This is a genomic window from Vibrio sp. ArtGut-C1 (genome assembly GCF_002105475.1).
Lineage (GTDB): Bacteria > Pseudomonadota > Gammaproteobacteria > Enterobacterales > Vibrionaceae > Vibrio > Vibrio diabolicus.
Genome location: NZ_NCTH01000008.1, coordinates 36,951 through 61,396 on the forward strand (window position 1 = coordinate 36,951; position 24,446 = coordinate 61,396).

General features: G+C 46.1%; 25 protein-coding genes. 17 read left to right on the forward strand and 8 right to left on the reverse strand.

Annotation, left to right across the window (positions count from 1 at the left end; translation table 11 throughout):
* Window positions 1-99: 99 nt before the first annotated feature.
* On the forward strand, window positions 100-1,005 hold the full coding sequence (locus B7360_RS09100; RefSeq protein WP_085343353.1) for a LysR family transcriptional regulator: 906 nt from the start codon (window positions 100-102) through the stop codon (window positions 1,003-1,005).
* Between the two features lie 81 nt (window positions 1,006-1,086).
* Here the strand turns inward: B7360_RS09100 and gorA are convergent, their stop codons facing one another.
* On the reverse strand, window positions 1,087-2,442 hold the full coding sequence (gene gorA / locus B7360_RS09105) for a glutathione-disulfide reductase (RefSeq protein WP_085343354.1): 1,356 nt from the start codon (window positions 2,440-2,442) through the stop codon (window positions 1,087-1,089).
* A gap of 259 nt (window positions 2,443-2,701) precedes the next feature.
* On the reverse strand, window positions 2,702-3,541 hold the full coding sequence (locus B7360_RS09110; RefSeq protein WP_085343413.1) for a 23S rRNA (adenine(2030)-N(6))-methyltransferase RlmJ: 840 nt from the start codon (window positions 3,539-3,541) through the stop codon (window positions 2,702-2,704).
* 395 nt (window positions 3,542-3,936) lie between these two features.
* Here B7360_RS09110 and prlC point away from each other — a divergent pair, with 395 nt between their 5' ends.
* Window positions 3,937-5,979, forward strand: a complete 2,043-nt coding sequence (prlC, locus tag B7360_RS09115) for an oligopeptidase A (RefSeq protein ID WP_085343355.1) — start codon at window positions 3,937-3,939, stop codon at window positions 5,977-5,979.
* A 75-nt stretch (window positions 5,980-6,054) separates the two neighbouring features.
* Here prlC and asnC read toward each other — a convergent pair whose 3' ends face one another.
* A complete protein-coding gene (asnC, locus tag B7360_RS09120) occupies window positions 6,055-6,519 on the reverse strand; it encodes a transcriptional regulator AsnC (protein ID WP_005394393.1) in 465 nt (154 codons plus the stop codon).
* A gap of 113 nt (window positions 6,520-6,632) precedes the next feature.
* On the opposite strand from asnC, the gene B7360_RS09125 reads away from it, so the two are divergent.
* The 3 genes from B7360_RS09125 (at window position 6,633) to B7360_RS09135 (ending at window position 11,387) form a co-directional block, all read left to right on the forward strand.
* Window positions 6,633-9,758, forward strand: a complete 3,126-nt coding sequence (locus tag B7360_RS09125) for an EAL domain-containing protein (RefSeq protein ID WP_085343356.1) — start codon at window positions 6,633-6,635, stop codon at window positions 9,756-9,758.
* Between the two features lie 90 nt (window positions 9,759-9,848).
* Window positions 9,849-10,628: a class I SAM-dependent methyltransferase gene (locus tag B7360_RS09130; RefSeq protein WP_005394395.1), complete on the forward strand. Its 780-nt coding sequence runs from the start codon at window positions 9,849-9,851 to the stop codon at window positions 10,626-10,628.
* A 186-nt stretch (window positions 10,629-10,814) separates the two neighbouring features.
* The gene (locus B7360_RS09135; protein WP_085343357.1) at window positions 10,815-11,387 is read left to right on the forward strand and encodes a hypothetical protein; all 573 of its coding nucleotides are present in this window, start codon (window positions 10,815-10,817) and stop codon (window positions 11,385-11,387) included.
* Between the two features lie 72 nt (window positions 11,388-11,459).
* Here B7360_RS09135 and B7360_RS09140 read toward each other — a convergent pair whose 3' ends face one another.
* Window positions 11,460-12,338, reverse strand: coding sequence for a carboxylate/amino acid/amine transporter (locus B7360_RS09140; protein WP_085343358.1), 879 nt, complete (start codon window positions 12,336-12,338; stop codon window positions 11,460-11,462).
* Window positions 12,339-12,402: 64 nt separating this feature from the next.
* Entirely contained in the window at window positions 12,403-12,828 is a 426-nt protein-coding gene (uspA, locus tag B7360_RS09145) for a universal stress protein UspA (protein WP_005379165.1), read from the reverse strand.
* A 281-nt stretch (window positions 12,829-13,109) separates the two neighbouring features.
* Between uspA and ftnA the strand changes: the two genes are divergently transcribed.
* The 3 genes from ftnA to B7360_RS09160 all read left to right on the forward strand — a co-directional run bounded on the left by ftnA (window position 13,110) and on the right by B7360_RS09160 (window position 15,426).
* A complete protein-coding gene (gene ftnA, locus B7360_RS09150; RefSeq protein WP_005379167.1) occupies window positions 13,110-13,637 on the forward strand; it encodes a non-heme ferritin in 528 nt (175 codons plus the stop codon).
* A 91-nt stretch (window positions 13,638-13,728) separates the two neighbouring features.
* Complete coding sequence (uspB, locus tag B7360_RS09155; protein ID WP_005394407.1) at window positions 13,729-14,052, forward strand: universal stress protein UspB; 324 nt, start codon at window positions 13,729-13,731, stop codon at window positions 14,050-14,052.
* Window positions 14,053-14,232: 180 nt separating this feature from the next.
* On the forward strand, window positions 14,233-15,426 hold the full coding sequence (locus B7360_RS09160; RefSeq protein ID WP_085343359.1) for an NAD(P)/FAD-dependent oxidoreductase: 1,194 nt from the start codon (window positions 14,233-14,235) through the stop codon (window positions 15,424-15,426).
* 96 nt (window positions 15,427-15,522) lie between these two features.
* Here the strand turns inward: B7360_RS09160 and B7360_RS09165 are convergent, their stop codons facing one another.
* Window positions 15,523-16,866 (reverse strand): sigma-54-dependent Fis family transcriptional regulator, encoded by a 1,344-nt coding sequence (locus B7360_RS09165; protein WP_085343360.1) that lies wholly within the window; start codon window positions 16,864-16,866, stop codon window positions 15,523-15,525.
* 435 nt (window positions 16,867-17,301) lie between these two features.
* On the opposite strand from B7360_RS09165, the gene B7360_RS09170 reads away from it, so the two are divergent.
* The 5 genes from B7360_RS09170 to B7360_RS09190 all read left to right on the forward strand — a co-directional run bounded on the left by B7360_RS09170 (window position 17,302) and on the right by B7360_RS09190 (window position 20,617).
* Window positions 17,302-17,853 (forward strand): BON domain-containing protein, encoded by a 552-nt coding sequence (locus B7360_RS09170; protein ID WP_047009372.1) that lies wholly within the window; start codon window positions 17,302-17,304, stop codon window positions 17,851-17,853.
* 45 nt (window positions 17,854-17,898) lie between these two features.
* Complete coding sequence (locus B7360_RS09175; protein ID WP_085343361.1) at window positions 17,899-18,075, forward strand: DUF1328 domain-containing protein; 177 nt, start codon at window positions 17,899-17,901, stop codon at window positions 18,073-18,075.
* 8 nt (window positions 18,076-18,083) lie between these two features.
* Complete coding sequence (locus B7360_RS09180) at window positions 18,084-18,281, forward strand: hypothetical protein (protein WP_048624594.1); 198 nt, start codon at window positions 18,084-18,086, stop codon at window positions 18,279-18,281.
* Between the two features lie 103 nt (window positions 18,282-18,384).
* Window positions 18,385-18,816 carry a hemerythrin domain-containing protein gene (locus tag B7360_RS09185; RefSeq protein ID WP_085343362.1) on the forward strand — a complete coding sequence of 144 codons (432 nt, stop codon included), beginning with the start codon at window positions 18,385-18,387 and terminating at the stop codon, window positions 18,814-18,816.
* 142 nt (window positions 18,817-18,958) lie between these two features.
* Window positions 18,959-20,617 carry a diacylglycerol kinase family protein gene (locus B7360_RS09190; protein WP_085343363.1) on the forward strand — a complete coding sequence of 553 codons (1,659 nt, stop codon included), beginning with the start codon at window positions 18,959-18,961 and terminating at the stop codon, window positions 20,615-20,617.
* A 204-nt stretch (window positions 20,618-20,821) separates the two neighbouring features.
* Here B7360_RS09190 and B7360_RS09195 read toward each other — a convergent pair whose 3' ends face one another.
* Both B7360_RS09195 and B7360_RS09200 read right to left on the reverse strand, forming a co-directional pair.
* The gene (locus B7360_RS09195) at window positions 20,822-21,220 is read right to left on the reverse strand and encodes a hypothetical protein (RefSeq protein ID WP_005379193.1); all 399 of its coding nucleotides are present in this window, start codon (window positions 21,218-21,220) and stop codon (window positions 20,822-20,824) included.
* Window positions 21,221-21,375: 155 nt separating this feature from the next.
* Window positions 21,376-21,813 (reverse strand): DUF2383 domain-containing protein, encoded by a 438-nt coding sequence (locus B7360_RS09200; RefSeq protein WP_005394423.1) that lies wholly within the window; start codon window positions 21,811-21,813, stop codon window positions 21,376-21,378.
* Window positions 21,814-22,176: 363 nt separating this feature from the next.
* Between B7360_RS09200 and B7360_RS09205 the strand changes: the two genes are divergently transcribed.
* From B7360_RS09205 to B7360_RS09220, 4 genes are all read left to right on the forward strand, one after another.
* The gene (locus B7360_RS09205) at window positions 22,177-22,425 is read left to right on the forward strand and encodes a hypothetical protein (protein WP_085343364.1); all 249 of its coding nucleotides are present in this window, start codon (window positions 22,177-22,179) and stop codon (window positions 22,423-22,425) included.
* Between the two features lie 46 nt (window positions 22,426-22,471).
* Complete coding sequence (locus B7360_RS09210) at window positions 22,472-22,984, forward strand: hypothetical protein (RefSeq protein ID WP_085343365.1); 513 nt, start codon at window positions 22,472-22,474, stop codon at window positions 22,982-22,984.
* A complete protein-coding gene (locus B7360_RS09215; RefSeq protein ID WP_085343366.1) occupies window positions 22,974-23,300 on the forward strand; it encodes a hypothetical protein in 327 nt (108 codons plus the stop codon). The genes B7360_RS09210 and B7360_RS09215 overlap by 11 nt, the downstream gene beginning before the upstream one ends.
* Before the next feature lie 67 nt (window positions 23,301-23,367).
* Window positions 23,368-24,438, forward strand: a complete 1,071-nt coding sequence (locus B7360_RS09220) for an AI-2E family transporter (RefSeq protein WP_006741768.1) — start codon at window positions 23,368-23,370, stop codon at window positions 24,436-24,438.
* Window positions 24,439-24,446 lie beyond the last annotated feature (8 nt).

Here is a 24,446-nt window from a genome sequence, read left to right on the forward strand (position 1 = left end):
ATTGATTCTATTGTGTGACTTTCTGCGCTGGTTATCTTTGCTTTATTCGCTACTATCATCCTTAAAAAGAGGATGATGAAATTCGCTAGGACTCAATGCATGAAGTCAGAACCATTTGAGCGCGTGACGCTGAAGATGCTGCGTTACTTTTACGAGGTCGCACAAACCAAGCATTTCACTAAGGCCGCCGAGAACCTCAATATCACCAATTCGCCGTTGAGCAATCGCATCAAAGAGTTGGAAGAAGTGCTTAACGTCAAACTGTTTGAGCGTGATTCAAGAAACGTCATGCTGACGGAGGCCGGGCGATTGTTGGAGTCCAAATGCCAACTGATTTTTCAGACCTTGGATGTCTCGCTCAATCAAGTGCAGCAAGTGGGCTTGAACCAGAGAAATATCCTGCGAGTTGGTGTGGTAAGTAGTGCATTTTGGGGCGGATTTGATCGTCTGTTGCAGCGCTTCCATGCTGAGCATGGCACTTATCACGCCGACATTTTTGACCTGAACCCAGAGACGCAAAAGAAGCATCTGAGTGAGAAGAAAATCGACGTAGGCATTGTACGTTTTGCCGATGCACTCAACATTTATCCGTATCAGTCGGTGTCTTTGGGCAAAGATGTGTTTGTGGTGGCGGTGTCGGAGCAACATGAGTTAGCCAGCAAATCTTTGCTGCGGCTCCAAGATTTAAAGGCGTGTGAGTTTGCGTTTATGAGTTTGGCGAATTCTGCCTCGGCAAACTTCATCATCAATGCCTGTCTGCAAGAAGGCTTTTTACCCCATATTGGCAAACAAGTGGTGGAGCCAAGCACCTTGATGGCGTATGTGGCAAACAGCAATACCGTGACGTTGGTGCCGTCGACGTTTTCTCAGCATCATTGGCATGGGATTCGTTTTATCAAGCTGAAAGAATCACTGCGTGCAGACTTATGTCTGATTCATGACGGTAAGCAGGAGAGTGCTATCAAAGCCGAGTTTATTCGCACGTTATTGGAGAATGCGAGTTAAGCATGGGCTAACAAAAAAAGGTCACCCTAAGGTGACCTTTTCAAATGATTCGCTGAAATCAGCAATGCGATTAGCGCGCAATTAACGCATCGTTACGAACTCTTCTGAGCCCGTTGGGTGGATAGCCACAACCGAGTCGAAGTCTGCTTTGGTTGCGCCCATCTTCATTGCTACGCCGAAGCCTTGGATCATTTCATCTACCGTGAAACCGATGCCGTGTAGGCCAACAACCGTTTCTTCTTCGCCCGCACATACAAGCTTCATCTTACATGGTTGACGGTGCTTAGTAACGGCGGTGTACATCGCTGTAAAGCCAGATGTGTAGACTTTGATGTTATCTTGGCCGTACTTCTCTTCCGCTTCTTGCGTTGTAAGACCGATAGTGCCGATTGGTGGGTGGCTAAATACCACAGTTGGAACCAAATCGTAGTCCATCTTCGCGTTTGGTTTGTTGTTGAACAAACGCTCAGAAAGTTGACGACCCGCTTTCACTGCTACTGGTGTTAGCTCGATACCGCCTTCCATGATGTCACCCACACAGTAGATGCCTTTCACGTTGGTTTCTTGGTATTCGTCTACCTTAATGTAGCCTTTTTCGTTCGTTGCAACACCAGTTGACGCTAGGTTGATTGCGTCAGTTGCTGGGTGACGACCGATTGCCCAAATCAGTTGGTCAACGTTTTGGCTCTCACCGTTTTCTAGGTGCAGAGTTAGGCTGCCATCGGCTTCTTTTACCACTTCTTTTGGTACAGAATGGGTGTGCAGTGTTGGGCCCTCTGCTTCCATCACTTCAACCAACGTATCGATGATCATTGGGTCGAAGCTACGCAGTGGTGACTCTTTACGTACGAACAGGTGCGTTTCTGTACCTAGTGCGTGCAGTACGCCAGCAATTTCAACTGCGATGTAGCCAGCGCCGACAACCGCAACGCGTTTTGGTTGCTCTGCTAGGTCGAAGAAGCCGTTTGAATCGATGCCGTATTCAGCGCCTGGAATGTTTGGAATAGTAGGACGACCACCAACCGCGATCAGGATGTGATCCGCAGTATAATGTTCACCGTTTACTTCTACGGTTTTCTCGTCAACAAACTTAGCAAAGCCTTTAATCACGTTTACTTTGTTGTTGCCAAGAACGCGATCGTAAGATTGGTGAATACGACCAATGTACGCCTGACGGCTCTCAACCAGTTTGCTCCAGTCGAAACCTTTCACGTCGACATCAAAACCGTAATCTTCTGCGTACAGGTTCATTGCTTCTGCGATTTGTGCGCCGTGCCACATCACTTTCTTCGGTACACAACCTACGTTTACACAGGTACCACCGAGATCTTGAGCTTCGATTAGCGCAACTTTCGCGCCGTACATCGCCGCACGGTTTGCAGATGCGATGCCGCCACTGCCGCCACCGATACAGATATAGTCAAAATGAGTCGCCATTACTTTCTCCAAGAGCTTATAAATTTTATCTGGTACATAGATAGATTGGGATGACCTTGCCTGAACTCAATGCCACCGTTATCCCACTATCATAAATCGAATGTAACGAATTCCTAAATGGGAAAAAGTGACATTGCTTATGACAAATAGCGATGAGAGGTATAAAAAGAAGAATAAGCGCGATCAGACGGCGGGGTTGAGAGCATAAAAAAGCGCAACGAGAATGTCGTTGCGCTGAGAGGTTTCGGTGCAGAAGTATTTACTCTGGCACAATCCAGTCCACTTTCCAGTGGCCGGTGGCTGGTGCGATCGCGTCTTGCAGGAATGGCAGAATCTCTTTCATCTGGCTTTCCAGTTTCCACGGTGGGTTAATCACAATCATGCCGGATGCCGTCATGCCGCGCTCGTTGGTATCGGGTGCGACACCTAACTCGATTTGCAGAATTTTACGAATGCCCAGTGCTTCCAGGCCTTCGATCATATCTTCGATGTCGTGACGGTTTACCACTGGGTACCAAATCGCGTAGATACCGGTTGCCCAACGCTTATGGCTCTGATGAATCGCGCGCACTACATCGCGGTACTCTTTCGCGAGCTCGTATGGTGGGTCAATTAGTACCAAACCCCTGCGTTCTTGTGGCGGTAAGCTTGCTTTTAGACGCTGGAACCCGTCCTCTTTGAAGATGCTCACTTGGCGATCGCGATGGAATTCTTGCTCTAACAATGGGTGATCGGCTGGGTGCAACTCGGTCAGCACCATGCGATCTTGTGGGCGGATTTGCGCGCGCGCCACACGTGGTGAGCCTGGGTAGTAACGCAGCTTCTCGCCGTTGTTGAGCACTTTGATGGCATCGATGTAGCTTTTGATGTCTTCAGGAATGTTTGTGTTGTCCCAAATACGCGCGATGCCTTGTTTGTATTCGCCCGTTTTTTCAGACCATTCGTGAGTCAGATCGTAACGGCCCACACCCGAGTGGGTATCGTGATAAACGAATGGTTTATCTTTTTGTTTCAGCGCATCAAGAATGAGGCTTTGAACGATGTGTTTGACCACGTCGGCATGGTTTCCGGCGTGGAAGCTGTGGCGGTAACTTAACAAATTAAACTCTCGAAACACTCTTTGGTTGAGTGTGGTCTGTGATTTTCACTCTATGGCGGTATTATACTCAAGTAACTTAAAGATGTAGAACTTCCAATCAAATCCGTTCCTCTAATAGGGGCTCACTATTGAAATTTCTTTAAGTCACCCACACTTACTATTGGTAATCGAATTGAACTAGGTGAGTTTCTCGTGCTCAAAGAGTGTGAAATCTCATTTAGGTATAACAAGACTCAAGGACAGAGTAGCGCTCGTTGACTATATGGTCATCGCAGCATAGAGAAAGGGAACGGAGCTCCCCCAATCCATGTTGCTGGCTCGTCTGTACATTGAGTTGGCCTATCTACACAAAATAGACAGGCAATCACAGAGTCAAAACACAAAAGGAATTATTCATGTCTAATCCTCTTCTGACGTTTACGGACTTACCTCCGTTTTCTCAAATTAAACCAGAACACATCAAGCCTGCCGTTGAACAAGCGATTGCTGACTGCCGAGCGAAAATCGATGAAGTTCTAAAAGATAATGCTCACCCAACTTGGGACAGTGTGATTGCGCAAATTGAAGAAGCGGATGACCGCTTAAGCCGCATTTGGTCGCCAGTGGGTCACATGAACTCCGTGGTGAACAGCGAAGATCTGCGTGAGGCGTACGAAAGTTGTTTGCCAATTTTGTCAGAGTACGGCACTTGGGTTGGTCAGCACAAAGGCCTGTACGAAGCGTACAAAGCGATTAAAGCCAGTGATGCATTCGCAACGCTGACTCGCGCTCAACAAAAAACCATCACCGATGCGTTACGAGACTTTGAGCTATCGGGTATTGGTTTACCATCCGATGAGCAGCACCGTTACGGCGAAATCAGCAAGCGCATGTCTGAGCTCAGCTCTAAATTCTCTAACAATGTACTGGATGCCACTATGGGTTGGACCAAGCACATCACGGATGAGAAAGACCTTGCTGGCATGCCAGAATCGGCGCTGGCAGCAGCGAAAGCCGCGGCAGAAGCAAAAGAGCTCGATGGTTACCTCATTACACTGGATATCCCATCTTACCTACCTGTCATGACGTACTGCGACAACCAAGAGTTGCGCAAAGAAGTGTACGAAGCATACGTGACGCGCGCCTCTGATCGCGGTCCAAATGCTGGTAAGTGGGACAACTCAGAAATCATTACTGAGCAACTGAGACTGCGTCACGAAATTTCACGCATGTTGGGTTTCAATACTTACAGCGAGAAATCGTTAGCAACGAAAATGGCCGAAACGCCAGATCAAGTGTTGGGCTTCTTGAATGACCTAGCGACACGTGCGAAACCGCAAGGTGAACGTGAAGTCGAAGAGTTGCGTCAGTTTGCGAAAAGTGAGTTTGGCGTTGAAGAATTGAATGTGTGGGATATTGCTTACTACAGCGAGAAACAAAAGCAGCACTTGTTCCAAATCTCGGATGAAGAACTGCGCCCGTACTTCCCTGAGTCTAAGGTTGTCAGTGGTCTGTTTGAAGTGCTAAACCGCGTGTTTGGCATGACAGTTACTGAGCGCGAAGGCGTGGACACTTGGCACGAATCTGTGCGTTTCTTCGATATCTTTGACGCTGAAGGCGCACTGCGTGGCAGTTTCTACTTAGATCTCTACGCACGTGAGCACAAACGTGGCGGCGCGTGGATGGATGACTGTCGTGGTCGTCGTATTACGCTCTCTGGCGAACTGCAAACGCCGGTGGCTTACCTAACGTGTAACTTCAACCGTCCAGTGGGCGACAAGCCAGCACTGTTTACGCACGATGAAGTTGTGACACTTTTCCATGAATTTGGTCACGGTATCCACCACATGCTGACGCAAGTAGAAACTGGCGCGGTATCAGGGATTAATGGCGTACCTTGGGATGCGGTTGAATTGCCAAGTCAGTTCCTAGAAAACTGGTGTTGGGAAGAAGACGCACTGGCGTTCATTTCTGGTCACTATGAGACAGGCGAGCCGTTGCCAAAAGCGATGCTAGATAAGATGCTCGCGGCGAAAAACTTCCAGTCGGCGATGGGTATTTTGCGTCAGCTAGAATTCGGTTTGTTCGACTTTACTCTGCACACCGAATACGACCCAGAAGTGGGTGCACGCGTTTTGGAAACGCTGGCGAAAGTGAAAGAGAAAGTCGCGGTGGTTCCAGCCGTTGAGTGGGCGCGCTTCTCGCACAGCTTTGGTCACATCTTTGCTGGTGGTTACAGCGCGGGTTACTACAGCTATCTGTGGGCTGAAGTGCTGTCGTCAGATGCGTATTCTCGCTTTGAAGAAGAAGGTATCTTCAACAAAGAAACGGGTCAAAGCTTCCTGAATAACATCTTAGAAATGGGTGGCAGTGAAGAGCCAATGGAGCTGTTTAAGCGCTTCCGTGGTCGTGAACCACAAATTGATGCGCTCTTGCGCCATTCTGGTATTGCAGCGTAAGCGTACGCTGTCTTTCCAAAAATACTAAGGCCAACCATTCGGTTGGCCTTTTTTTATCCATTTTTTATAAAAAATTCACGGATTCACACTGCGGTTAATTGGGTTCTGCAGCGATATCAATGTCTCCGTAGACTGAACCTCATCAATGGCTTGCAGCTTATCAATCAGCACAAATTGCAGTTCTTCAATCGATTTGCACATCAATTTGACGAATATGTTATACGCGCCCGTGGTGTAGTAAGCTTCAACGACTTCATCGAGCGCGTTGAGTTTTTCTAGCGCGGAATGGTAATCACGAGCTGCGTTTAGGTTAATACCAATGAAGCAGCACACATCGTAGCCGAGCTTTTTGGTATTTACGATCACCTCCGTTCCTTCGATGATGTCAGCCGATTTCATCTTCTCAATACGCACATGGATAGTGGCAGGGCTGACATCGAACTGCTTGGCCATTTCTGCGTAGGGCGTTCTGGCGTCAGCCATCAGTGTTTTTAATATTGCGCGGTCAAGGTCGTCGAGTTTCGGCAGGCTCGCATTCATACTATTATTTCCGTTAGGGATAGAGTTTTACCTCCCTTTTATACTCATAGCGGATAGGATTCACAAGGTTTGGCAGGAGTAACTGCGGGTTAACTCCGAGCTATGGAGATAATGTGCAGCGTTTTCTGGTTATTGTCGCGCTATGTTGGAGCGCGTTTGCCGCGGCCTCAGATCCGAAAGTTTTGGTCGTGCACTCCTATCATCAAGGTTTTTTCTGGACGGATTCCATACAGCGAGGTATCGAGCAGCAATTGGGTGATCGATCGCTGGATATGCGCGTGCTCTATTTAGACTCGAAACGTAACCAGAGTGAGCAGTTTTTCGCTCAGCTTGAATCCTTATATCGTACGAAATTAAGCAAAGAACGATTCGATGCCATTTTAGTGAGTGATAACAACGCGCTTGAACTGATGCAGCGTTTGGCACCAATCATCAAAGACACCCCGGTTATATTTAACGGCATCAACAATTATCATCCTTCTTTGCACCAATCTCTGAATGCAACAGGAGTAACAGAAGATGTCGATTTGGAGGCAAATTTAGCCCTCATAGAGCGACTACACCCTGATTACACCCAAATTCTTATTGTCAGTGACCATTCCGTAACGGGAGAGGTATTACGCTACCAAATCGACAATTTTGTACATGAACATCCGCAATATCGCGACAAAATCGTGCAAGTTATTCCCGATAGTATCATTGACTTAAAGCAACAAGTAGCGAAGCTGAATAAAGATAAAGTCGTCCTGTTTTGGACCTATTACCGAGATAAACAGGGTGTGGTTGGCAGTGAACGTGACTGGATTGGCGTTAACAGAGCCTCAAATGCGCCGCTGTTTATGGTGCACGACATTGGCTTAGGACACGGTGCGGTTGGTGGCGTGATCCAAAGTGGTTATCGGCATGGCATAGAGAGCGCTGAGATACTTGAGTTTGTGTTGGATAACCCTGACCAAGCTCTGCCAGCCGTGAAGAAAAGTGATTCTGAAATCAAGCTCGATTATCAAGCTGTAGTGCGCTGGGGGCTGGGTGCTGAGCAAGAGGTCTCTGCGGTATTTTTTAATAAACCGATGAAGTTTTCTGAGCGTTTTGCCAAAGAAATTCGCTTGTTTGGTAGCCTGTTTGTGGTGATGTCGGTGGTCATTTTGTTGATGGGTTACTATTTACAGCGGATGCGTCGCAGCGAGAGTGCCGCGCGAGAAAGCCAAGCCATCTTAGAGTCGATTTTTGATCAGAGCATGCAGTATATGGGCATTTTGGATGCCAACGGTGTACTTAAATCGGGCAACGATCACCTGCAATCTTTGCTGTATTACCAAGGGCTGCGTTTAGACCGACCACTTTGGTTTCATCCCAATTGGAGTGAGAAAGCACAAGCGTTGCTTGAGGCGTATTTCCACGCGCCTCACCATCAAGTGTCGACGTTTGAGGCTGAAATTTGGAGTAAAGAGCACGGTACATTGGTGTTGGAAATTTCACTCAAGCCTTTTTCTCAGCAAGTAGGAAATCAAAAGCAATACTTGTTTGAAGCGCGCGATATCACTAGTCGTAAGTTGATGGAAGATAAGCTCTATCAACGCGAATCAACCCTGCGTAACTATTATGAGCAACAGCCAGTCATGATGGTGACGCTCGACAGCAACAATCGCATTCAAGAAGTGAATCGATTTGCTCAGCTACTCCTAGGCTACAAACCGATGGACATGCTCGGACACCGCCTAAGGGAGTTTTATTTTGATGACAAGGTACTGTTTCCTCGCCAAGTGCTATTGCAACCCAATCAACAGGTGCATGGGGTCTGGCGACGTGAAGTCGAGTATCGCCATGCAAATGGTCATCGTGTTTGGGTACGTGAGAACATTCGTCCACTGAGTGAATCTGATCAGCTGTTGATTGTGGGTGAAGATATTACAGAAACCAAACAGCTTTCCGAGAAACTGGAATATCAAGCGCGCTATGACTTACTGACAGGGACTTATAACCGAAACCACTTTGAACTAGAGCTCAAGACCGCACTGCGTGAGGTGGACAGCCATCGTCGCGTCCACGCCATGCTGTACCTCGACTTAGATCAGCTAAAAGTCCTCAATGATACGGTTGGGCATGATGCGGGTGACGCGGCGATTCAATTTTGCGCCAGCATGTTAGAGGAAGTGCTGCCATACAATTCCATCTTGGCTCGAATGGGAGGCGATGAGTTTGCGGTACTACTCAAAGATTGCGACGAATACGGCGCGATTAATATCGCTAAACTGATCATCTCGACGTTGAGTGAACATCTCTTTATTTGGGAAGATACACGCTTGTTCATCAGTTGTTCTATTGGTATTCGTATCATCGATCATACGGCAGAGACGCCGCAAATGGTGCACGCTCAAGCGGACTCTGCGTGTCATGCCGCCAAGGAGCAAGGCCGTAACCGCTACAATCTGTTCAGCTTAGATAACGAAGAGCTACAACGTCGCCAGATGGAAATGCAGAGCGTCAATTTGGTGCATGAGGCATTGTCGAATCAGCGTTTAGAGTTGTTTGCTCAACCGATCAAAAGCTTACAACAGCACGATGCTCAGATGTATTTTGAGATTTTAGTGCGCATTCGCAATGGATATGGTGATTATGTTTCTCCTGCATTGTTTATTCCTGCTTCCGAGCGCTACAACATTGCGCATTGGATTGATAAACAGGTCATTACTCAAACGCTAGAATGGTTTGAGCAACGCCCGGAGGTGGTTGAAAAACTCGGTCGTTGTTCGATAAACCTTTCAGGTCAATCTATGGGGAATCAAGAGTTTATCGATTTCTTATTGGAACGACTGGAACGTTCGTCTATGCCGTGTGAAAAAATCTGTCTAGAAATCACCGAGACAGCAGCGATGAGTAATCTTGAGCAAGCCATTGAGCTCTTCACCAAGCTCAAAGCGTTGGGTTGTATTATTGCATTGGATGATTTCGGCTCGGGCTTGTCTTCATTTGGTTACTTAAAGAAACTTCCCGTTGATATCGTGAAAATTGATGGCCTTTTCGTGCGAGATATCAACGTAAATGAAATGGATCGTGTGATGGTTCGCTCGATCAATGATCTGGCAAAACAGCTAGGCAAAGTGACGGTGGCGGAGTTTGTCGAAAACGAACAAGTCATGCAGCATTTGATCGATCTTGGTGTGGATTATGGCCAAGGCTACGGTATTGGGCATCCTCAACCGCTTTCTGAGTTAGTTGAGCGACTGACGGCTGAGTAGTCCTGTCATATCAAGCTCAACCTAGCATTGAGAGGTAACTTAGGTATACACTCAGCGCCAGTTACCGCGATTTTTTATTGGAGCCTCCTTTTGCAACTGCAATTGATCTGTGAAGACCCGTCTCAACAACCTCATCTGGATGAACTGGCTGCACGCTGGCAGCTTTCTCACACTGACGAGAGCGATTTTGCTTTGGTGCTGACCACCGAGCGTTTAGAGCTGCGTAAAGTGGATGAGCCAAAGTTGGGCGCTATTTTTGTCGATTTAATTGGTGGCGCAGTGGGACATCGCCGAAAATTTGGTGGTGGTAAGGGCCAAGCCATCGCAAAAGCCGCAGGTTTGAACAAAGGGGCAACGCCAACCGTTCTAGACGGCACGGCGGGGCTGGGACGTGATGCGTTCGTTTTGGCTTCGCTCGGCTGTAAGGTACAGATGGTGGAGCGACACCCGGTAGTCGCAGCGTTGCTGGATGACGGTTTGGCGCGTGCGAAACAAGACCCTGAAATTGGAACTTGGGTATCAGAGCGTATGTCGTTGATCCATGCCTCCAGTCATGATGCATTGGAACAGCTGGCACAAGATGAAGACTTTGTTCAGCCAGATGTGGTGTATCTCGACCCTATGTATCCGCACCCAGAAAACAAGAAGAAATCGGCGCTCGTAAAAAAAGAGATGCGCGTTTTTCAATCGTTGGTTGGCGCCGATTTGGACGCCGATGGTTTGCTAGATCCTGCCATGGCGTTAGCCACAAAACGCGTGGTGGTGAAGCGCCCAGACTATGCAAACTGGCTGAACGAGCAAAAGCCGACTATGGCGATTGAAACCAAAAAAAATCGCTTTGATGTCTATGTTAAAGCCTCAATGGCATAACTTCCTGACCGCTCAACTTTTCTTGTCACAGTACGGTGTATCGTGCTGTGATCAAGCCTCTCTTTCTGAATCGTTACTGATAGTTTTCTCTTGCTAATTTTCCTTCCTGACTGTATATCTAACTAAGAATTATTATTATTTCACTTGTTGTGATGCGGTCGATAATTGGGAAGCTGGAGTAGTAGAATGGCTAAACGCTTATGCAAAATGAGTCGTAAACAGATCGCGGCGGAGCTTGGCGACATCCATCGTTTAGTTGTCGCACCAAAGTTTGTTTGTCGCTCTTGCGCACGCTCTTCAGCGGCCAAAGATACCCTGTGTAAGCCAGCCGCTATTCCGCCGCAAAAATGCCAAGACAAGCCATTGAACGAGCAACAATCATGTGGCTTATTGGCTGAAGCGCTGCCAGTACAACCGATTCCTGTGACAACAAAACAAAGCAACGAAAAAGCCGCGATTGTGAAGCGTGTTGTTGAGCGCGTAAAAGAGAAAAAGCAAGCCGAAAAATCCCTGGATCCAGTAAGAACCGACGTACCAGTATGGTTTGATTTAGCGGATAAAAAATCGCTTAAGAAAGCGAAAAAAGCACTGAAAAAGCATTATAAGCAGCAGAAGAAGTTGTTAAAAGTAGCGAAAAAACAACAAAAGTTACTTAAGCGTCAGCGCAAGCTTGAAGCGCGCAATGCCAAGCTAGAGGTGTTGCTATCAACGCCACCTAATGCGTTGATGAGCAAAAGCTCGCAAGTCAAAGTGCATTAATCTAATCCAAAAAAACGCTCTCCAGTTGGAGAGCGTTTTTTATTGTCGGTATGTGTGTTGGGAGCGGTTGCGTTACTTCTTGGCGTAGCTCATTTCGACGCGCTTTTTCACCCAGGTTTCGTTAATCCATAGCGATAGCATGATGATCGCACCGCCAATGGCGAGTCGCATGACATCAACATCGCGGTTCCAAATCACAATATTTACAATCAAACCCGCCGGAACTAATGCGTTGTTCATTACTGCAAGTGCTCCTGCGTTCACCATGGTTGCGCCTTTGTTCCACGCGAAGTAACCAAAACCGGAAGCAATTAAACCAAGGTACGTCAGAATGCCCCATTGCGTTGCGGTGGTGGGTAGTTTGTCGAGGTTGCCCATCAGAGCGAAAGCCACGGTTGCTACACAAAGCGCACCTAAGTAGAAGTAACCAAACACGGTGTGTTGTGGCAAATCAACCGGCTCACTTTCCATGATGTATTTGTAGCCTACCTGACCAATGGCAAAACAGAGGTTTGCTCCTTGTACGACCAAAAAGCCCAGCAGGAAGTCTTCATTAATGCCTGCAAACTTAATCCAGGCTGCGCCAAATACAGCAATTGCCGCGGTAACCAAATACCAAGGTGAAAAGCGATCTTTCAAGAAGTCATAGATAAGCGTGACGTAAATGGGTGTGAATACGGTGAACAGCAATACTTCTGGCACGGAAAGGAGCAAAAAAGATTGGTAGTAGAAGCAGTACATCAGACCAAGCTGAAAGCCACCGACCGTCATCAGTTTCGCGATTAAGGATTTGCTAACGCCGCGGAATTTTAAAAAGGGAATGAAAACCAGACTCGCCAGTGCCACGCGCATGAACACCGAGAACCAAGAATCAACCTGACCAGCGAGGTAAACGCCGATCAGGCTAAATGAGAATGCCCAAAGTAGGGTAACTGCGGATAGATAAGCCATGGATGAGAATCTTTATCAACAACAAATGTGCCCGCAGTCTAACCAAGTTTTAACGTCGCGCCAATCAGTCTTTTAGCGGTACGACCAGCATATCGACTGGAGAGCAGTTAATCAGTTGTCGAGTCGAAGACAGAATCTTGCTCCAGAAATCTTGGTGATGACCACAAACCACCAAGTCGATACTGTAATCTTGAATGGTATCGCACAGCTCATTACTCAAATCGCCACTACCGACCAAAGTATGGGCTATTGGGTATTGCGCATATTCTGCGAAATTCGCCAATTGTGTGCGCGACGCTTCCATTGCTTGATGTTGCGCTTCAGCCATATTGATGTCGATAAGCCCGGTGTAGAGCTCTGCGTAGTTCACGTCGATGTGAATAAAAGAGACTTTCGCATCCAGAGGTTTAGCCAGTGATACGGCTTTTTTAATCAACACTTTACTGTCGTCTGACAGGTCGACTGCCACAAGTATGTGTTTGTAACTCATATTGCTATCTCCTTGTAAGGTCATAGTTTTAGATTAGCACTAACCCCCAAAAAAATTTGCTGAAGTGATCTCATATCAGTGTCGTAGGTACAAAGTCTTGTCTCAGTAATCATGTTATAGTGGCGTTATACCCAAGTGACTTTGAGATGCGGAGTTCAGCGCTCCGTTACTGACTATAGTTCAAGTAAAACCTTGCCTCTGATGTAGAGCAAGTCAATCTCGCGGCGTCGTTTATTTCGAGGTTACTTGGGTATATTGCATGCACATTAATAGGAGTTAACATGCTGTCTCAAACTATGGTCGAACAATTGAATGAGCAAATTAACCTAGAATTTTTCTCATCCAATCTATACTTACAAATGAGTGCTTGGTGTGAAGACAAAGGTTTTGAAGGTGCGGCTGAATTTTTACGCGCTCACGCCGTAGAAGAAATGGAGCACATGCAACGCCTATTCACCTACGTAAGTGAAACTGGCTCAATGCCAATTTTGGGCGCTATTGATGCACCAAAGCATGATTTTGCTAGCTTAGGTGATGTTTTCCGCGAGACCTTCGAACATGAGCAAATGATCACGGAAAAAATCAATAAATTGGCGCATGTTGCATTTACTAGCCAAGACTACTCAACGTTTAACTTCCTACAGTGGTACGTGTCTGAACAGCACGAAGAAGAGAAGTTGTTTAAAGGGATTTTAGATAAGATCGAATTGGTAGGTGAAGATGGTAAAGCATTGTTCTTCATCGACAAAGATCTAGCACAAATGGCGAAAGAAGGTTCATCTTCAATCATGGATGCTCCAGCTGCGTAAATGCGTTTTTTGACGCTATAAGTAGCGGGTAAAGACGAAGCATTGATCGTCTTTTTCTCTTGAGCATTGTTGAAGATGTAGGGAGGAAAAGATGATCAGTGGAGACACAATCTTATTTGCGCTAATGGTGGTAACTGGAGTCAACATGATCCGGTATCTCACCGCTCTTCGTTCTCTAATTTACATCATGCGTGAAGCGCATCCGTTGTTATATCAGCAAGTTGATGGCAATGGCTTTTTTACCACCCATGGAAATGTCACCAAACAGGTGCGTTTGTTCCACTACATCAAAAGTAAAGAATATCACCATCACCACGATGAGATTTTTACTGGTAAGTGCGAAAGGGTGCGTGAGCTATTTGTTTTATCGACCGCTTTGCTCGGTGTTACCCTACTCGCGGCCTTCATTCTTTAAAGAATCAATAATCTAGCGAGTTAATCTCCTAGGATTGCACGGGCATGCATAGCGCTTACCGTTTAAGCGCTTTTCCCCTTCGAGATTTGTCGGTAGAATGTCGCGCCTAGAAAGCAAGGATGTGCAATGTGCACATCCTTTTTTATTTCGATTCGATACCAATCAGTCTAAGAGCTACCGATGAGTAAGAAATTTGATGTTGTTGTAATTGGCGCAGGCGCAGCGGGTTTGATGTGTGCTGCAGAAGCTGGCAAGCGAGGCCGCCGTGTTTTGGTGCTCGATCATGCTAAAAAGCCAGGACGTAAAATCCTTATCTCAGGCGGTGGCCGTTGTAATTTCACTAACTACGACGTCTCAGCCAGCAACTACCTATGCCAAAACCCGCATTTCGTTAAGTCGGCGCTTTCTCAATACACTAACTGGGATTTTATCTCGATGGTGTGTAAGCATGGTATTGAATTTGAAGAGCGCGATCACGGTCAGCTGTTTTGTGTCGATGCGTTTACGGCGAAAGACATTGTGAAGATGCTGTTGGCTGAGTGTGGCATGCCGAATATCGAGCAGCGTTACCAATGCGATGTTCACTCAATTGAGAAAATCGATGAAGGCTTTCGTTTGCATGCTGGCACTGAGATTGTCGAGTGTGAGTCTTTAGTTATCGCAACCGGTGGCTTGTCGATGCCAAAACTGGGGGCGACACCATTTGGTTATAAAGTCGCGGAACAATTTGGTCTTCGAGTTATCCCAACCACGGCAGGGCTGGTGCCATTTACGTTGCATAAAGAAGACAAAGAAGACTTTGCTGAGTTATCTGGTATCGCGGTACCTGCGGAAATTACAGCTGAAGATGGCACCATGTTCAAAGAAGCCCTGTTGTTCACACATCGTGGTTTATCTGGCCCAGCCGTTTTACAGATTTCATCATTCTGGCGAGCGGGGCAAAAGGTGTCGATTAATCTGGTGCCAAATGATGATGTTGCCGAGTTATTAGAACGCAGCCGTGAAAAGCATCCGAATCAGTCGCTCAAAAATACGCTCGCTAAAGTGCTACCAAAGCGCTTGGTTGAAGTCTTGATTGAACGTAAAGAGCTGGTCGATAAACCGCTAAAGCAGTTCAATCAAAAGGAGCTTGCGGCGATTGTGGACCGTTTAGAGCATTGGGATATCGCCCCTAATGGCACTGAAGGCTACCGAACCGCGGAAGTGACACTAGGCGGTGTGGATACCGATCACTTATCTTCGAAAACAATGGAATGCAAAAACATCAAAGGGCTGTACTTCATTGGTGAAGTCATGGATGTGACTGGCTGGTTAGGGGGCTATAATTTTCAGTGGTGCTGGTCGAGCGGCTTTGTCGCGGGTCAGTGGGTGTAATCAAACGCTATACATCCGCATAAAAGATAAGATAAAAAAGAGCACTGAATCGTATTCCGTGCTCCTTTTATATTCTCATTGTATTCCCACAGCGAGTTACTCGTCTTGATACTTTTCGAGTTTGTTATAGAGCGTTTTAACGCTAATGCCTAACTCTTGCGCAGATTCCGTTTTATTGCCTTGATTCTCTTCAAGGGTATTGAGAATGGCGGCTTTTTCTAGCTCTTCTAGTGAGACGCCCGCTGGAACGAGGTCTTCGATGCTGGTGCCTGTTTCCAATGGTGGTGTATCGAATATCAGGTGTTCATCTCGGATGGTTTCATCAGCCAAAATAAATGCACGCTCGATCGTGTGTTTGAGCTCACGGACATTACCTGGCCAATCGTGTGCAGCGATTTTTTGGATGGCAGAATCAAGAATGGTTTTGGTTTTAGCCTCATTTGCGTTGCGGTGCGCGATAAAGTGTTTAGCCAGACCGACGATGTCACCGCCTCGATCTCGCAGTGGCGGTATCGTTAATGGGAAGTGCGATAAACGGAAAAACAGATCTTCACGCAGGAACTGCTCTTCAATGGCGACTTTAGGATCACGATTGGTGGCGGCAATGATGCGAGTGTTGGCGATATGCACCGTATTACTACCTACTGGGCGATACTCTCCGGTTTCCAACACACGCAATAGCTTCACTTGATGCTCGATAGGCATCTCGGTGATTTCATCTAAAAACAGCGTGCCGCCTTCTGCCTGTTTAAATACACCTTGGTGAGTTTTATTCGCTCCGGTAAAGGCGCCTTTTTCATGGCCAAACAGTTCACTATCGACCAACTCTGGGCTAATCGCACCACAGTTAATCGCGATAAAGGGTTGTTGCTTGCGATCACTAGCTAAATGAATGGTCTGTGCGACTAACTCTTTACCCGAGCCGCTTTCACCGACAATGAGGACGTTGGCTTCTGTTTTTGCGACGCGTCGGATCATGCGATAGAGCTGATGCATTGGCGATGAGGACCCCACCAAAAGGCCAAATTGGTCGAGATCGCTAGTGGACACTTTACGTCCTTGATCTTGTTTTTGCTGATAGTACTGGCTGACTTCGCTTAGGGTGTCCGTCAAAATGGCAATATCGACGGGTTTTCTGTAGTGAAAAATTGCACCTAAGTTCATTAGCTTATCCAAATTTTCGTTTGGAGCACCAGAGCTAATGATGATCAAGTCCATATCGTAGATGTCTTCGATATTAGAAAGGCGCTGGTAATCTGCGCTAGTAAAGTGGGCGACTTCAACAATCGCAACTTCCGGTTTGAGTTGTAGGAAATCTTCAATCCAACCATCTGCGGCATCGGTATTATGCAGACGAAATTTGTTCAGTTCCTGGCAAGAGGCAATAGCATCTTTAAGTGTCGGGTCTTGTATTCGTAGAAACAGGCTTGGCAACGACATAGAAATGTCCTCTTTACTATGACAGAAACAATGTACGTGGATTATTCTAAGTGCACAAGACAAAATATTGTCAGCAGAGATTTAAGGGTCTGTAGGCTATTTTAATGTTGTTGAACCTATCTTGGTATATATCAGTAATAATTCTGATAAATATTGCTTCTTTATTCGGGTGTCTCACGTTTTAAATAATAATTCTGCGATTAAGTGAAGTTGAAGAAATAATGTCTCATCTTTTATTGGCGTATTATGTAATTGATTGCGAAATTATTAACGATTAAAAATTACATTTCTTCTGTGTAAATAATTCATGCTTATATTTTCTTGTTCGTCTTATTTTTATCTCTTGTTTTTATTATTCCTTTAAAAATAACAAGTTACAAACTTGGCACATGGTTTGCTCCTATGGAAATACAACGTCAATAAAGGAGAATTACCATGAATAACATCGCAGCTAAAATTGTACTTACGTCAGTTCTTGCTACTTCATCTACAGCAGTCTTAGCGAGTGATAAATGGGAAAAAGAATCCATGGACGCTTGGCTAGATGGTAAAGCTGAAACGACGCTGCTGCTAAACAGTAACCTTAACTCTTTTGATATCAACACCGATGTTGAAAATCAGGTAGTTACCCTTTCTGGTTCGGTAAACAATGACCTTGAAAAATCGCTTGCCGAAGAGCTTGTAACAGGTCTTGATGGTGTGAAAGAAGTAAATAACGAATTGTCAGTGGTGAATGAAGGTAAGAAAGAAACCGATTCAGAGGCATTAGCCACACTGACCGACTCTAAAATCACGACTATAGTTAAAACGCGCCTACTGATGGATACCAATGTAAGTGGTACGGACATTGATGTAACGACGGAACGTAAAACGGTAACGTTGGCAGGTAAGGTTAATTCAGATGCGGAGCATGATCTTGCACTTTCAATTGCAAATAATACCAATGATGTAAATAAGGTGATTGATAAGCTAGAAGTGGTTCAATAATAACGAGCCGAGTGACCTAACCCAATTTTATTAGGAGGTAACACTATGGTTCGTTGGATGTTTATTTTTCTGGCTTTGGCACTGGTTTCTGCACTACTAGGTTTTACTGGTATTGCAGGGGCGGCGACCTCTATCGCGCAAGTGATATTTTACCTATTCCTATTGTCATTAATTGTATCAATAGTGATTGTTCTGCTAGGAAGAAAAAACGTAAATAGATAGGAGATTTCATGCGACTTACGTCATTAATTTACCGTATCGCCGCAGTATTTGGTTTGGTGTTCGCACTGGCTGCTTGTAGTGAAGAAGGGCCAATGGAACAGGCAGGCAAGAAGATAGATGAAGCCGCCGAAGAAACTCAAAACGCGATTGAAGATGAGTGCGAAAATATTAAAGAGAACTTGAACGCAGAAGACCAAGATTGTTAGTCGAGTCAGGTCAGCTTTTTGTTCACAGCAATGTAAGAGAAGGGCGGTCAATCACCGCCCTTCCTTTTATCTCAATTGTTTACAATCAGATAAGGAGTCAAAGATGAAAAACATATTTGATGTACTAAAAGAGAGTCATGAAAAGCAACGCCTTTTACTCGATGCTCTGATGGAAACGTCTGGAGATTCCCCTGCACGCGAAGAGTTTTACCACAATCTTAAGGATGAACTCGAACGGCACGCCGCCGCAGAAGAGCGCTTTTTCTACGCGCCTTTAATTGAGAGCGATAAAACCATCGATCTTACTCGTCATGGCATCGCAGAGCACCACGAGATTGATAAAGTGATTGCACAGCTTGATGCAACCGACATGAGCTCGCCAGCATGGCTCAACCTCATGAAAACTTTGCGTCACAAAGTATTGCACCACCTCGAAGAAGAAGAGCAGCGTTTTTTCCAATTGGCCGGTAAGGTGATGACCGATCAGCAGAAAATGAAACTAGCGGATAGCTACGTCGAAGAAATGGCTAGTTAGGTGGAGTATTGGTCCTTTTCGTGCCATTTCGGCACGGGAAGGGGCCCAATCAAAGCGTTTACCAAGCTAATTAGCCTAAACTAAAACCAGCTTATTCTCACTTTCACTAAAAAAGCGCACTCGCTGAAGGCAAGGAGAGCGAATGTTTATCATCAAATATTATATTCTTGGCGCTCTGATCAGTTTATTGGCCGCTATTTATATTCCCCAAATCATGGTTAGCCTGTTGTTCTTATGGGTATCTCTTTCTTTAGCATTAGTCAGCGTAGCCTACGTTTTCGACATTCCCTCCATTTTTAGAAAAAACCAAGACGGCAAGATTGTCAGGTGGATCCGCTGGGCATTCATCCCCTTTTTACTGGGCGCTAGAGCATATAATGCCTGGGAAAGACGGCGCGATACTGTGCCTCCAATCCAAAAAGTCAGCGATAATTTATACCTCTCCCGTCGGCTATTTCAGAGTGACTTAGATTTTCTCGAATCCAATGACATCTCTTGTATTGTCGATGTCACCGCAGAATTTGCTGGGCTTGAAAGTGCGATGACCGACAAGCAGTTTCATTACCTTTCGATTCCGGTGCTCGACCACAAAGCCCCAACGTTGGAACGCTTGCGTCATGCGATTAACTGGATTGATACGCAAATCTCGTGCTCGCGAGCTGTGGTTGTGCATTGTGCGTTAGGGCGTGGTCGATCGGTGTTTGTTGTTGCGGCGTATCTACTGAGCAAAGATCCGTCGCTGACGGTTGAATCTGTGATGAAAAAAATCAATGACGTGCGCAGTACCGCGAGATTGAATAAATTGCAGATCAAAACGTTACGAGCGATAAGTGAAAAAGGCGTACTGGGTCTGGATCAGTCCACTTGGATGGTGGTTAACCCTGTTGCAGGTGGCGGAAAATGGGAGGAAAACGAACAGCACTTGATTCGTGAACTAACCAAAAAATATCGCTTGAGTATTCATCAAACCACCACAAATCTCAGCGCTGAGCAGCTCACGCTGCAGGCAAAAGAAAGTGGTGCTAAGCAAATTATCGTAGCGGGTGGCGATGGCACAGTGACGGAAGTGGCGAGCCAGTTGGTGGGTACCGACATCAAACTCGGCATTGTTCCGCTCGGAACCGCCAATGCGTTATGTCATGTGCTCTATGGAGTTGGCGCAAAATTCTCACCAGTCGAAAAAGCGTGTGAAGCATTGCTAGCAGGTCACTGCCAGCGTATTGATACGGCGGAGTGTAATCAGAGGCTTATATTGTTAGTCCTAGGTATTGGCCTAGAGCAGAAAATGATCGAGCATGCGCAGCGAGAAGAGAAAAACACCTTTGGACAATTGGCCTACTTAACGGGCTTTTTTAACGCGGTGGTGGCGGAAGAGACGCAGACGTTGACTGTTGCGATGGATGCGCCATTTGAAGATGGAAACCGCGAAAATGGATCACAAACGCTAGAAGTTCATAGCTTTGTCGTTGCGAACATCGCTCCTTTTAGTACGTTGCTCGCGCAAGGTGGTGGTGCTCCGCAGCCTGACGATGGCAAGCTGCATATCACGTATTTAGATAACACCGAATCTTTAGGCGGACGCCTCATCGCATTGTCTGATCTGACATTAACCAGCGTAGGTGCGCAGGAGGAATCGACTCATTTTCAATACGCGACGGCTCAGAATGTCACTATTTCTGCGAACAAACCGATTGAGTATGTGATTGATGGTGAGCTTTATTCTGATGAGCAATTAGCGATCAAGCTTCGTCCAAAATCGTTGAACGTATTTGTCCCAAGCGGGAGAAGTAAATCGGCTTAGCTTTAAAACAGATAAGCGGTGGATAACGCGCTATTTGCCTAGTGCCCTATAGCGTGCCTTTGTTTACCGGTTTAGTCGTGGTTTTGAGGGAACCAATAAGGTCGCTGCGTAGGTGCAGCGGCTTTTTTATATCGGCATTTTTTGTATTTGAGAGAGCGTCTATTTATCGTTCTCGAAGTGAAAGGAAGAAGGGGGTGAGTATGACTACTCACCCTGGGGTAAGTGCTTTTCAATTTCATCGTTTTCGACTTGTAAAGCAGCTAACCAGTAAGAAACAAGCGCCGTTAAGTTGGTGTCGTCAATGGCTCTGAGTAGCGCTTTTAAATCATCTAACAACAACTTGTTCATGAAATGCATTTCTTTGTAATTACCTAATTCGGCAACGCCGTATTCGGTGGCATTTTCTGCAATGAATTGTTCACCATCTTGGTCGAAGAACAACTTCGCCATCTTTTTGATCATCACTTTTTCTATTTTAACGAATCGATACGCCGCTCTTGCGAGTGTCATATGCGATTGCGGATTAACGAGAGGCAAACACGTTTGGCGATGGTGTGTCATTTTTACGAGTAGCTCCCTTACTCGATTATTATCCAATGTCATACTGACCTCTTTATTTATGACTACCGTGTTGATTACTCGGTTTAGTGTTTTCTAGTTTTGGTTGTATTGAGGTGCCAGTGGTCTTATCAGAAATGGCCAAAACGAGTTGGCCATTTTCTCTGCCAGCGCTTGATTGCAAAGGCGACCACTAAGGATCAGCTGATAAGGCTGATGCTGCTGAGCTTTTCTTTACAGCTTTTGATATCACTGCGAACTTTCAGTAGAACCGAATTATCCGCTTGCTCTGGGTGGCTAGTAATTAGGTTTTCGATCTCTTTGAGCACCTTGCTTTCAACACCTTCGAGCTGTTCCAAATACATGGACTCTTTGTCAGAAGACACCTCCTTCATCACATCGCTGTACACCTCACGCGCTTTAATGGTGTAGGAAACCGGAGTGTCGTCGGCAGAGTCTTCCTGGTTATTTGCCAATGTGTAGGGAGTAAGCTCAAGCACCGCTCGCTCACGTACTCTAAGCAGTTCCACCAACACATTATTCAAAGAAGTGTTGTCAATGTTCTCAATGGCCTTGTTGTAAATGTCATTTCCGCTCTCGATAAGCTCAATGATTGAGGCGATATTTTCATTTTTCATATCTCACTCCTGATTTGATTGGTGATGGGAGTGTTTGTACGTATGGGGAACAAACACAGATGTTTCATCTTTAGTTGCAGGTTGTATGCCAATGAATGTTATTTTTCTATTAATCAATTGGTTATGAGTTTATTGCGCAAGAATTGGAGAGTTGCAGACGAGGCGCTAAGAAAAAATTACAAGAATGTTGGGGAAGTCTGGAAAGAATTACACGTACAGATAAGGATTTGTCGTGAAACAAAACAAAAATTAAATAAAAACATGTGCTTATAATTTTGGCACGGATATGGCTTTGTAGTGAGTAAGTGAGTTCAAAAGTTGTTTCACTTGATTTACTACTCAACTCATCAACGGAGGCTAGTTATGGCTACAACAAAAGAAAGCACAGTAAAACCTCAAGAGCAGTTAGGAGAAGCATATCACTTGGCGGAGCAAGCCACGACGGAAGCCGTCGGCGCAATGAAAGACCAAGCTAAAGAGAAATTTGATGTGGGCGCGGAACACGTTCAGCAGGCGACCAAGTCGGCAGAGAACGTTATCAAGGAGCGTCCATTGCTGAGCATTGGTTGTGCCTTCCTTGCGGGTTGGGCGGTTTCGAAGCTGATCAAATAATCACGCTCTAACGGATTAAGCCACATAACAGAAGGCGAGGGTTCCAATGAATAACTCCGGACAAGTCACCAACCAGCAACCAGGCTCGGCCGCAGCAGACAGCGGTCGAGCCCCAAGTGGGGCAGAAGAGCAGGATATCCAACAAACCATCAATGGTTTGAGCAGTATTCTTTCACAACTGGACCAATTGACTCAATCGCTGAAAGCGTGGTCGGGTTCAACGTTGGATTTGTTCCTCTTGGAGGTGAAAATTAATGCGTCCGCAACGCGACAGATTTTGCTGTGCACCATTGTTTTTACCTTATTGTCGGTATTGTTCGTGTTCAGTTTGTGCCTTGCCTCTGGTGTGGTGGCTTATCAGCTGACCGCTAACGTGTATGTTGCCGTGGGCGTATTTATTGCGTCCTTAGGTTTGGCATTATTGTCTTTAGCTTGGTGGCAGAAGCGTTTAGTTGGTTTCCTTGGATTCAAAAATACGACAGAACAGTTGCAGGAGGGGTGGGATGCGCTCGCTACAAAAGCTCAATCGAGCCATGCGAATCAAGCGGATGGAAGGTAAGGCATCTTTAGAGCAATGCTGCTTGTCGATGGAAATGTTCACGTTTACCACTAAGAAGTTTGTGAAAGAAAATCCTTGGACGACGCTAGGTATTAGTGCTGTCGTTGCCGTTACCGCTGCCAAAGCGGGTCGATTGTCTCGATTGACTTCCTCTATCTCTTCCATGGGGCTATTGGCGAGTAGTGTCTCCGAACTGACGGATTCGCTTGCCAAGCCAGTTAGGGCCGCGTCTTCTAACCAGTCGGGCGTAGAACAAGGTCAAAATGCTGAACCACAAGCAAGCAATACTGCTTCGACAGAAGAGACCGCGACATAAGCAGAAGTCGAGCAACCCCAATAACGGCTTTCGCCGATAATCATTCCTACCGACCTTGAGCCTTTTTATGACAGCGAAATTGAACATCCCTGCCAACACCGCGATTGGTGCAACCCTTCTTGTCTTATTGCTCGTTCCTGGGTTGTATTTTGCTAAGCCAATCTTGTTACCTATTGTGCTTAGTACCTTTATTTCTCTGTTATGCAGTCCTTTCATTAACTATCTTGAAGACAAAGGTTTACCGCGCGCGATTACCGTCGTGGTGACTCTGTCATTCTTGGTTGGAGCTTCAATTATTGGCCTTGCTGCCATGTCGGAGCCTGCCAAGCAGTGGTGGTCTGAACTACCCAGTATCGTGAAAAATGTGTCGCAAGAAGTGAGCGAAGTGACTCAAGCCTCGGCGGATCACCTTAATACGCCGCTGAATATTGCCAGCGATATGGGTATGGATGAAGTCGGGAACAATACCGTATTTTCTTTGGTGAAGACACTCGCGACCACGACGCCGACCATTTTGACACAAGCGATGATCGTGCTGTTTATGGTTTATTTTATGCTCAATCACGGACGCAGCTTATTTCGAAAGTCAGTGTCGTACTTGCATGGGTTTGCCAAGCAGCGCCAAGCGATTGAACTGGTCAAAGCACTACAGAAAGACCTATCTCGATACATTGGCACTATCACGTTGGTGAATGCGGGACTTGGGTTGAGTGTTGGGGCGGTGTTTTTTGTTTTAGGCCTTGAGGACCCGTTCTTGTGGGGTGCGTTTGCTGGCGTGATGAATTTTGCGCCGTATCTCGGCCCAGTCATCTCCATGGTGAGTTTCGGTTTTGTGGCTTATCTGCAGTTGGAGTCGGTCAGTTTTATGCTCACTGTGGTGTCTATCTATTTGTTGATCAACTTGATTGAAAGTCAGTTTGTCACGCCAACGTTATTAGGGAAAAGGTTCAACTTAAATCCGTTAGTGATCTTCGTTTGGCTCGTGTTCTGGGGTTGGCTTTGGGGCGGTATGGGGCTATTAATTGGTGTACCGCTATTGGTCTGCATTAATATTTTGGTTGAGCGTCTAGAGTTGTGTCAATCAACTCAAAGTCAACCAAGACAAACCATCCCCGAGGATATGGCTCCACGAGAATGACTTGGGCG

What these genes read in the sequence shown, in the direction of transcription:
- B7360_RS09200 (WP_005394423.1), bottom strand. Translation starts at nt 21,813, where the DNA reads ATGAAAAATGAAAATATCGCCTCAATCATTGAGCTTATCGAGAGCGGA.
- B7360_RS09160 (WP_085343359.1), top strand. Translation starts at nt 14,233, where the DNA reads ATGAGTAAGAAATTTGATGTTGTTGTAATTGGCGCAGGCGCAGCGGGT.
- B7360_RS09140 (WP_085343358.1), bottom strand. Translation starts at nt 12,338, where the DNA reads ATGGCTTATCTATCCGCAGTTACCCTACTTTGGGCATTCTCATTTAGC.
- prlC (WP_085343355.1), top strand. Translation starts at nt 3,937, where the DNA reads ATGTCTAATCCTCTTCTGACGTTTACGGACTTACCTCCGTTTTCTCAA.
- gorA (WP_085343354.1), bottom strand. Translation starts at nt 2,442, where the DNA reads ATGGCGACTCATTTTGACTATATCTGTATCGGTGGCGGCAGTGGCGGC.
- asnC (WP_005394393.1), bottom strand. Translation starts at nt 6,519, where the DNA reads ATGAATGCGAGCCTGCCGAAACTCGACGACCTTGACCGCGCAATATTA.
- ftnA (WP_005379167.1), top strand. Translation starts at nt 13,110, where the DNA reads ATGCTGTCTCAAACTATGGTCGAACAATTGAATGAGCAAATTAACCTA.
- B7360_RS09185 (WP_085343362.1), top strand. Translation starts at nt 18,385, where the DNA reads ATGAAAAACATATTTGATGTACTAAAAGAGAGTCATGAAAAGCAACGC.
- B7360_RS09190 (WP_085343363.1), top strand. Translation starts at nt 18,959, where the DNA reads ATGTTTATCATCAAATATTATATTCTTGGCGCTCTGATCAGTTTATTG.
- B7360_RS09215 (WP_085343366.1), top strand. Translation starts at nt 22,974, where the DNA reads ATGGAAGGTAAGGCATCTTTAGAGCAATGCTGCTTGTCGATGGAAATG.
- B7360_RS09165 (WP_085343360.1), bottom strand. Translation starts at nt 16,866, where the DNA reads ATGTCGTTGCCAAGCCTGTTTCTACGAATACAAGACCCGACACTTAAA.
- B7360_RS09210 (WP_085343365.1), top strand. Translation starts at nt 22,472, where the DNA reads ATGAATAACTCCGGACAAGTCACCAACCAGCAACCAGGCTCGGCCGCA.
- uspA (WP_005379165.1), bottom strand. Translation starts at nt 12,828, where the DNA reads ATGAGTTACAAACACATACTTGTGGCAGTCGACCTGTCAGACGACAGT.
- B7360_RS09205 (WP_085343364.1), top strand. Translation starts at nt 22,177, where the DNA reads ATGGCTACAACAAAAGAAAGCACAGTAAAACCTCAAGAGCAGTTAGGA.
- B7360_RS09135 (WP_085343357.1), top strand. Translation starts at nt 10,815, where the DNA reads ATGGCTAAACGCTTATGCAAAATGAGTCGTAAACAGATCGCGGCGGAG.
- B7360_RS09170 (WP_047009372.1), top strand. Translation starts at nt 17,302, where the DNA reads ATGAATAACATCGCAGCTAAAATTGTACTTACGTCAGTTCTTGCTACT.
- B7360_RS09195 (WP_005379193.1), bottom strand. Translation starts at nt 21,220, where the DNA reads ATGACATTGGATAATAATCGAGTAAGGGAGCTACTCGTAAAAATGACA.
- B7360_RS09175 (WP_085343361.1), top strand. Translation starts at nt 17,899, where the DNA reads ATGGTTCGTTGGATGTTTATTTTTCTGGCTTTGGCACTGGTTTCTGCA.
- uspB (WP_005394407.1), top strand. Translation starts at nt 13,729, where the DNA reads ATGATCAGTGGAGACACAATCTTATTTGCGCTAATGGTGGTAACTGGA.
- B7360_RS09100 (WP_085343353.1), top strand. Translation starts at nt 100, where the DNA reads ATGAAGTCAGAACCATTTGAGCGCGTGACGCTGAAGATGCTGCGTTAC.
- B7360_RS09180 (WP_048624594.1), top strand. Translation starts at nt 18,084, where the DNA reads ATGCGACTTACGTCATTAATTTACCGTATCGCCGCAGTATTTGGTTTG.
- B7360_RS09220 (WP_006741768.1), top strand. Translation starts at nt 23,368, where the DNA reads ATGACAGCGAAATTGAACATCCCTGCCAACACCGCGATTGGTGCAACC.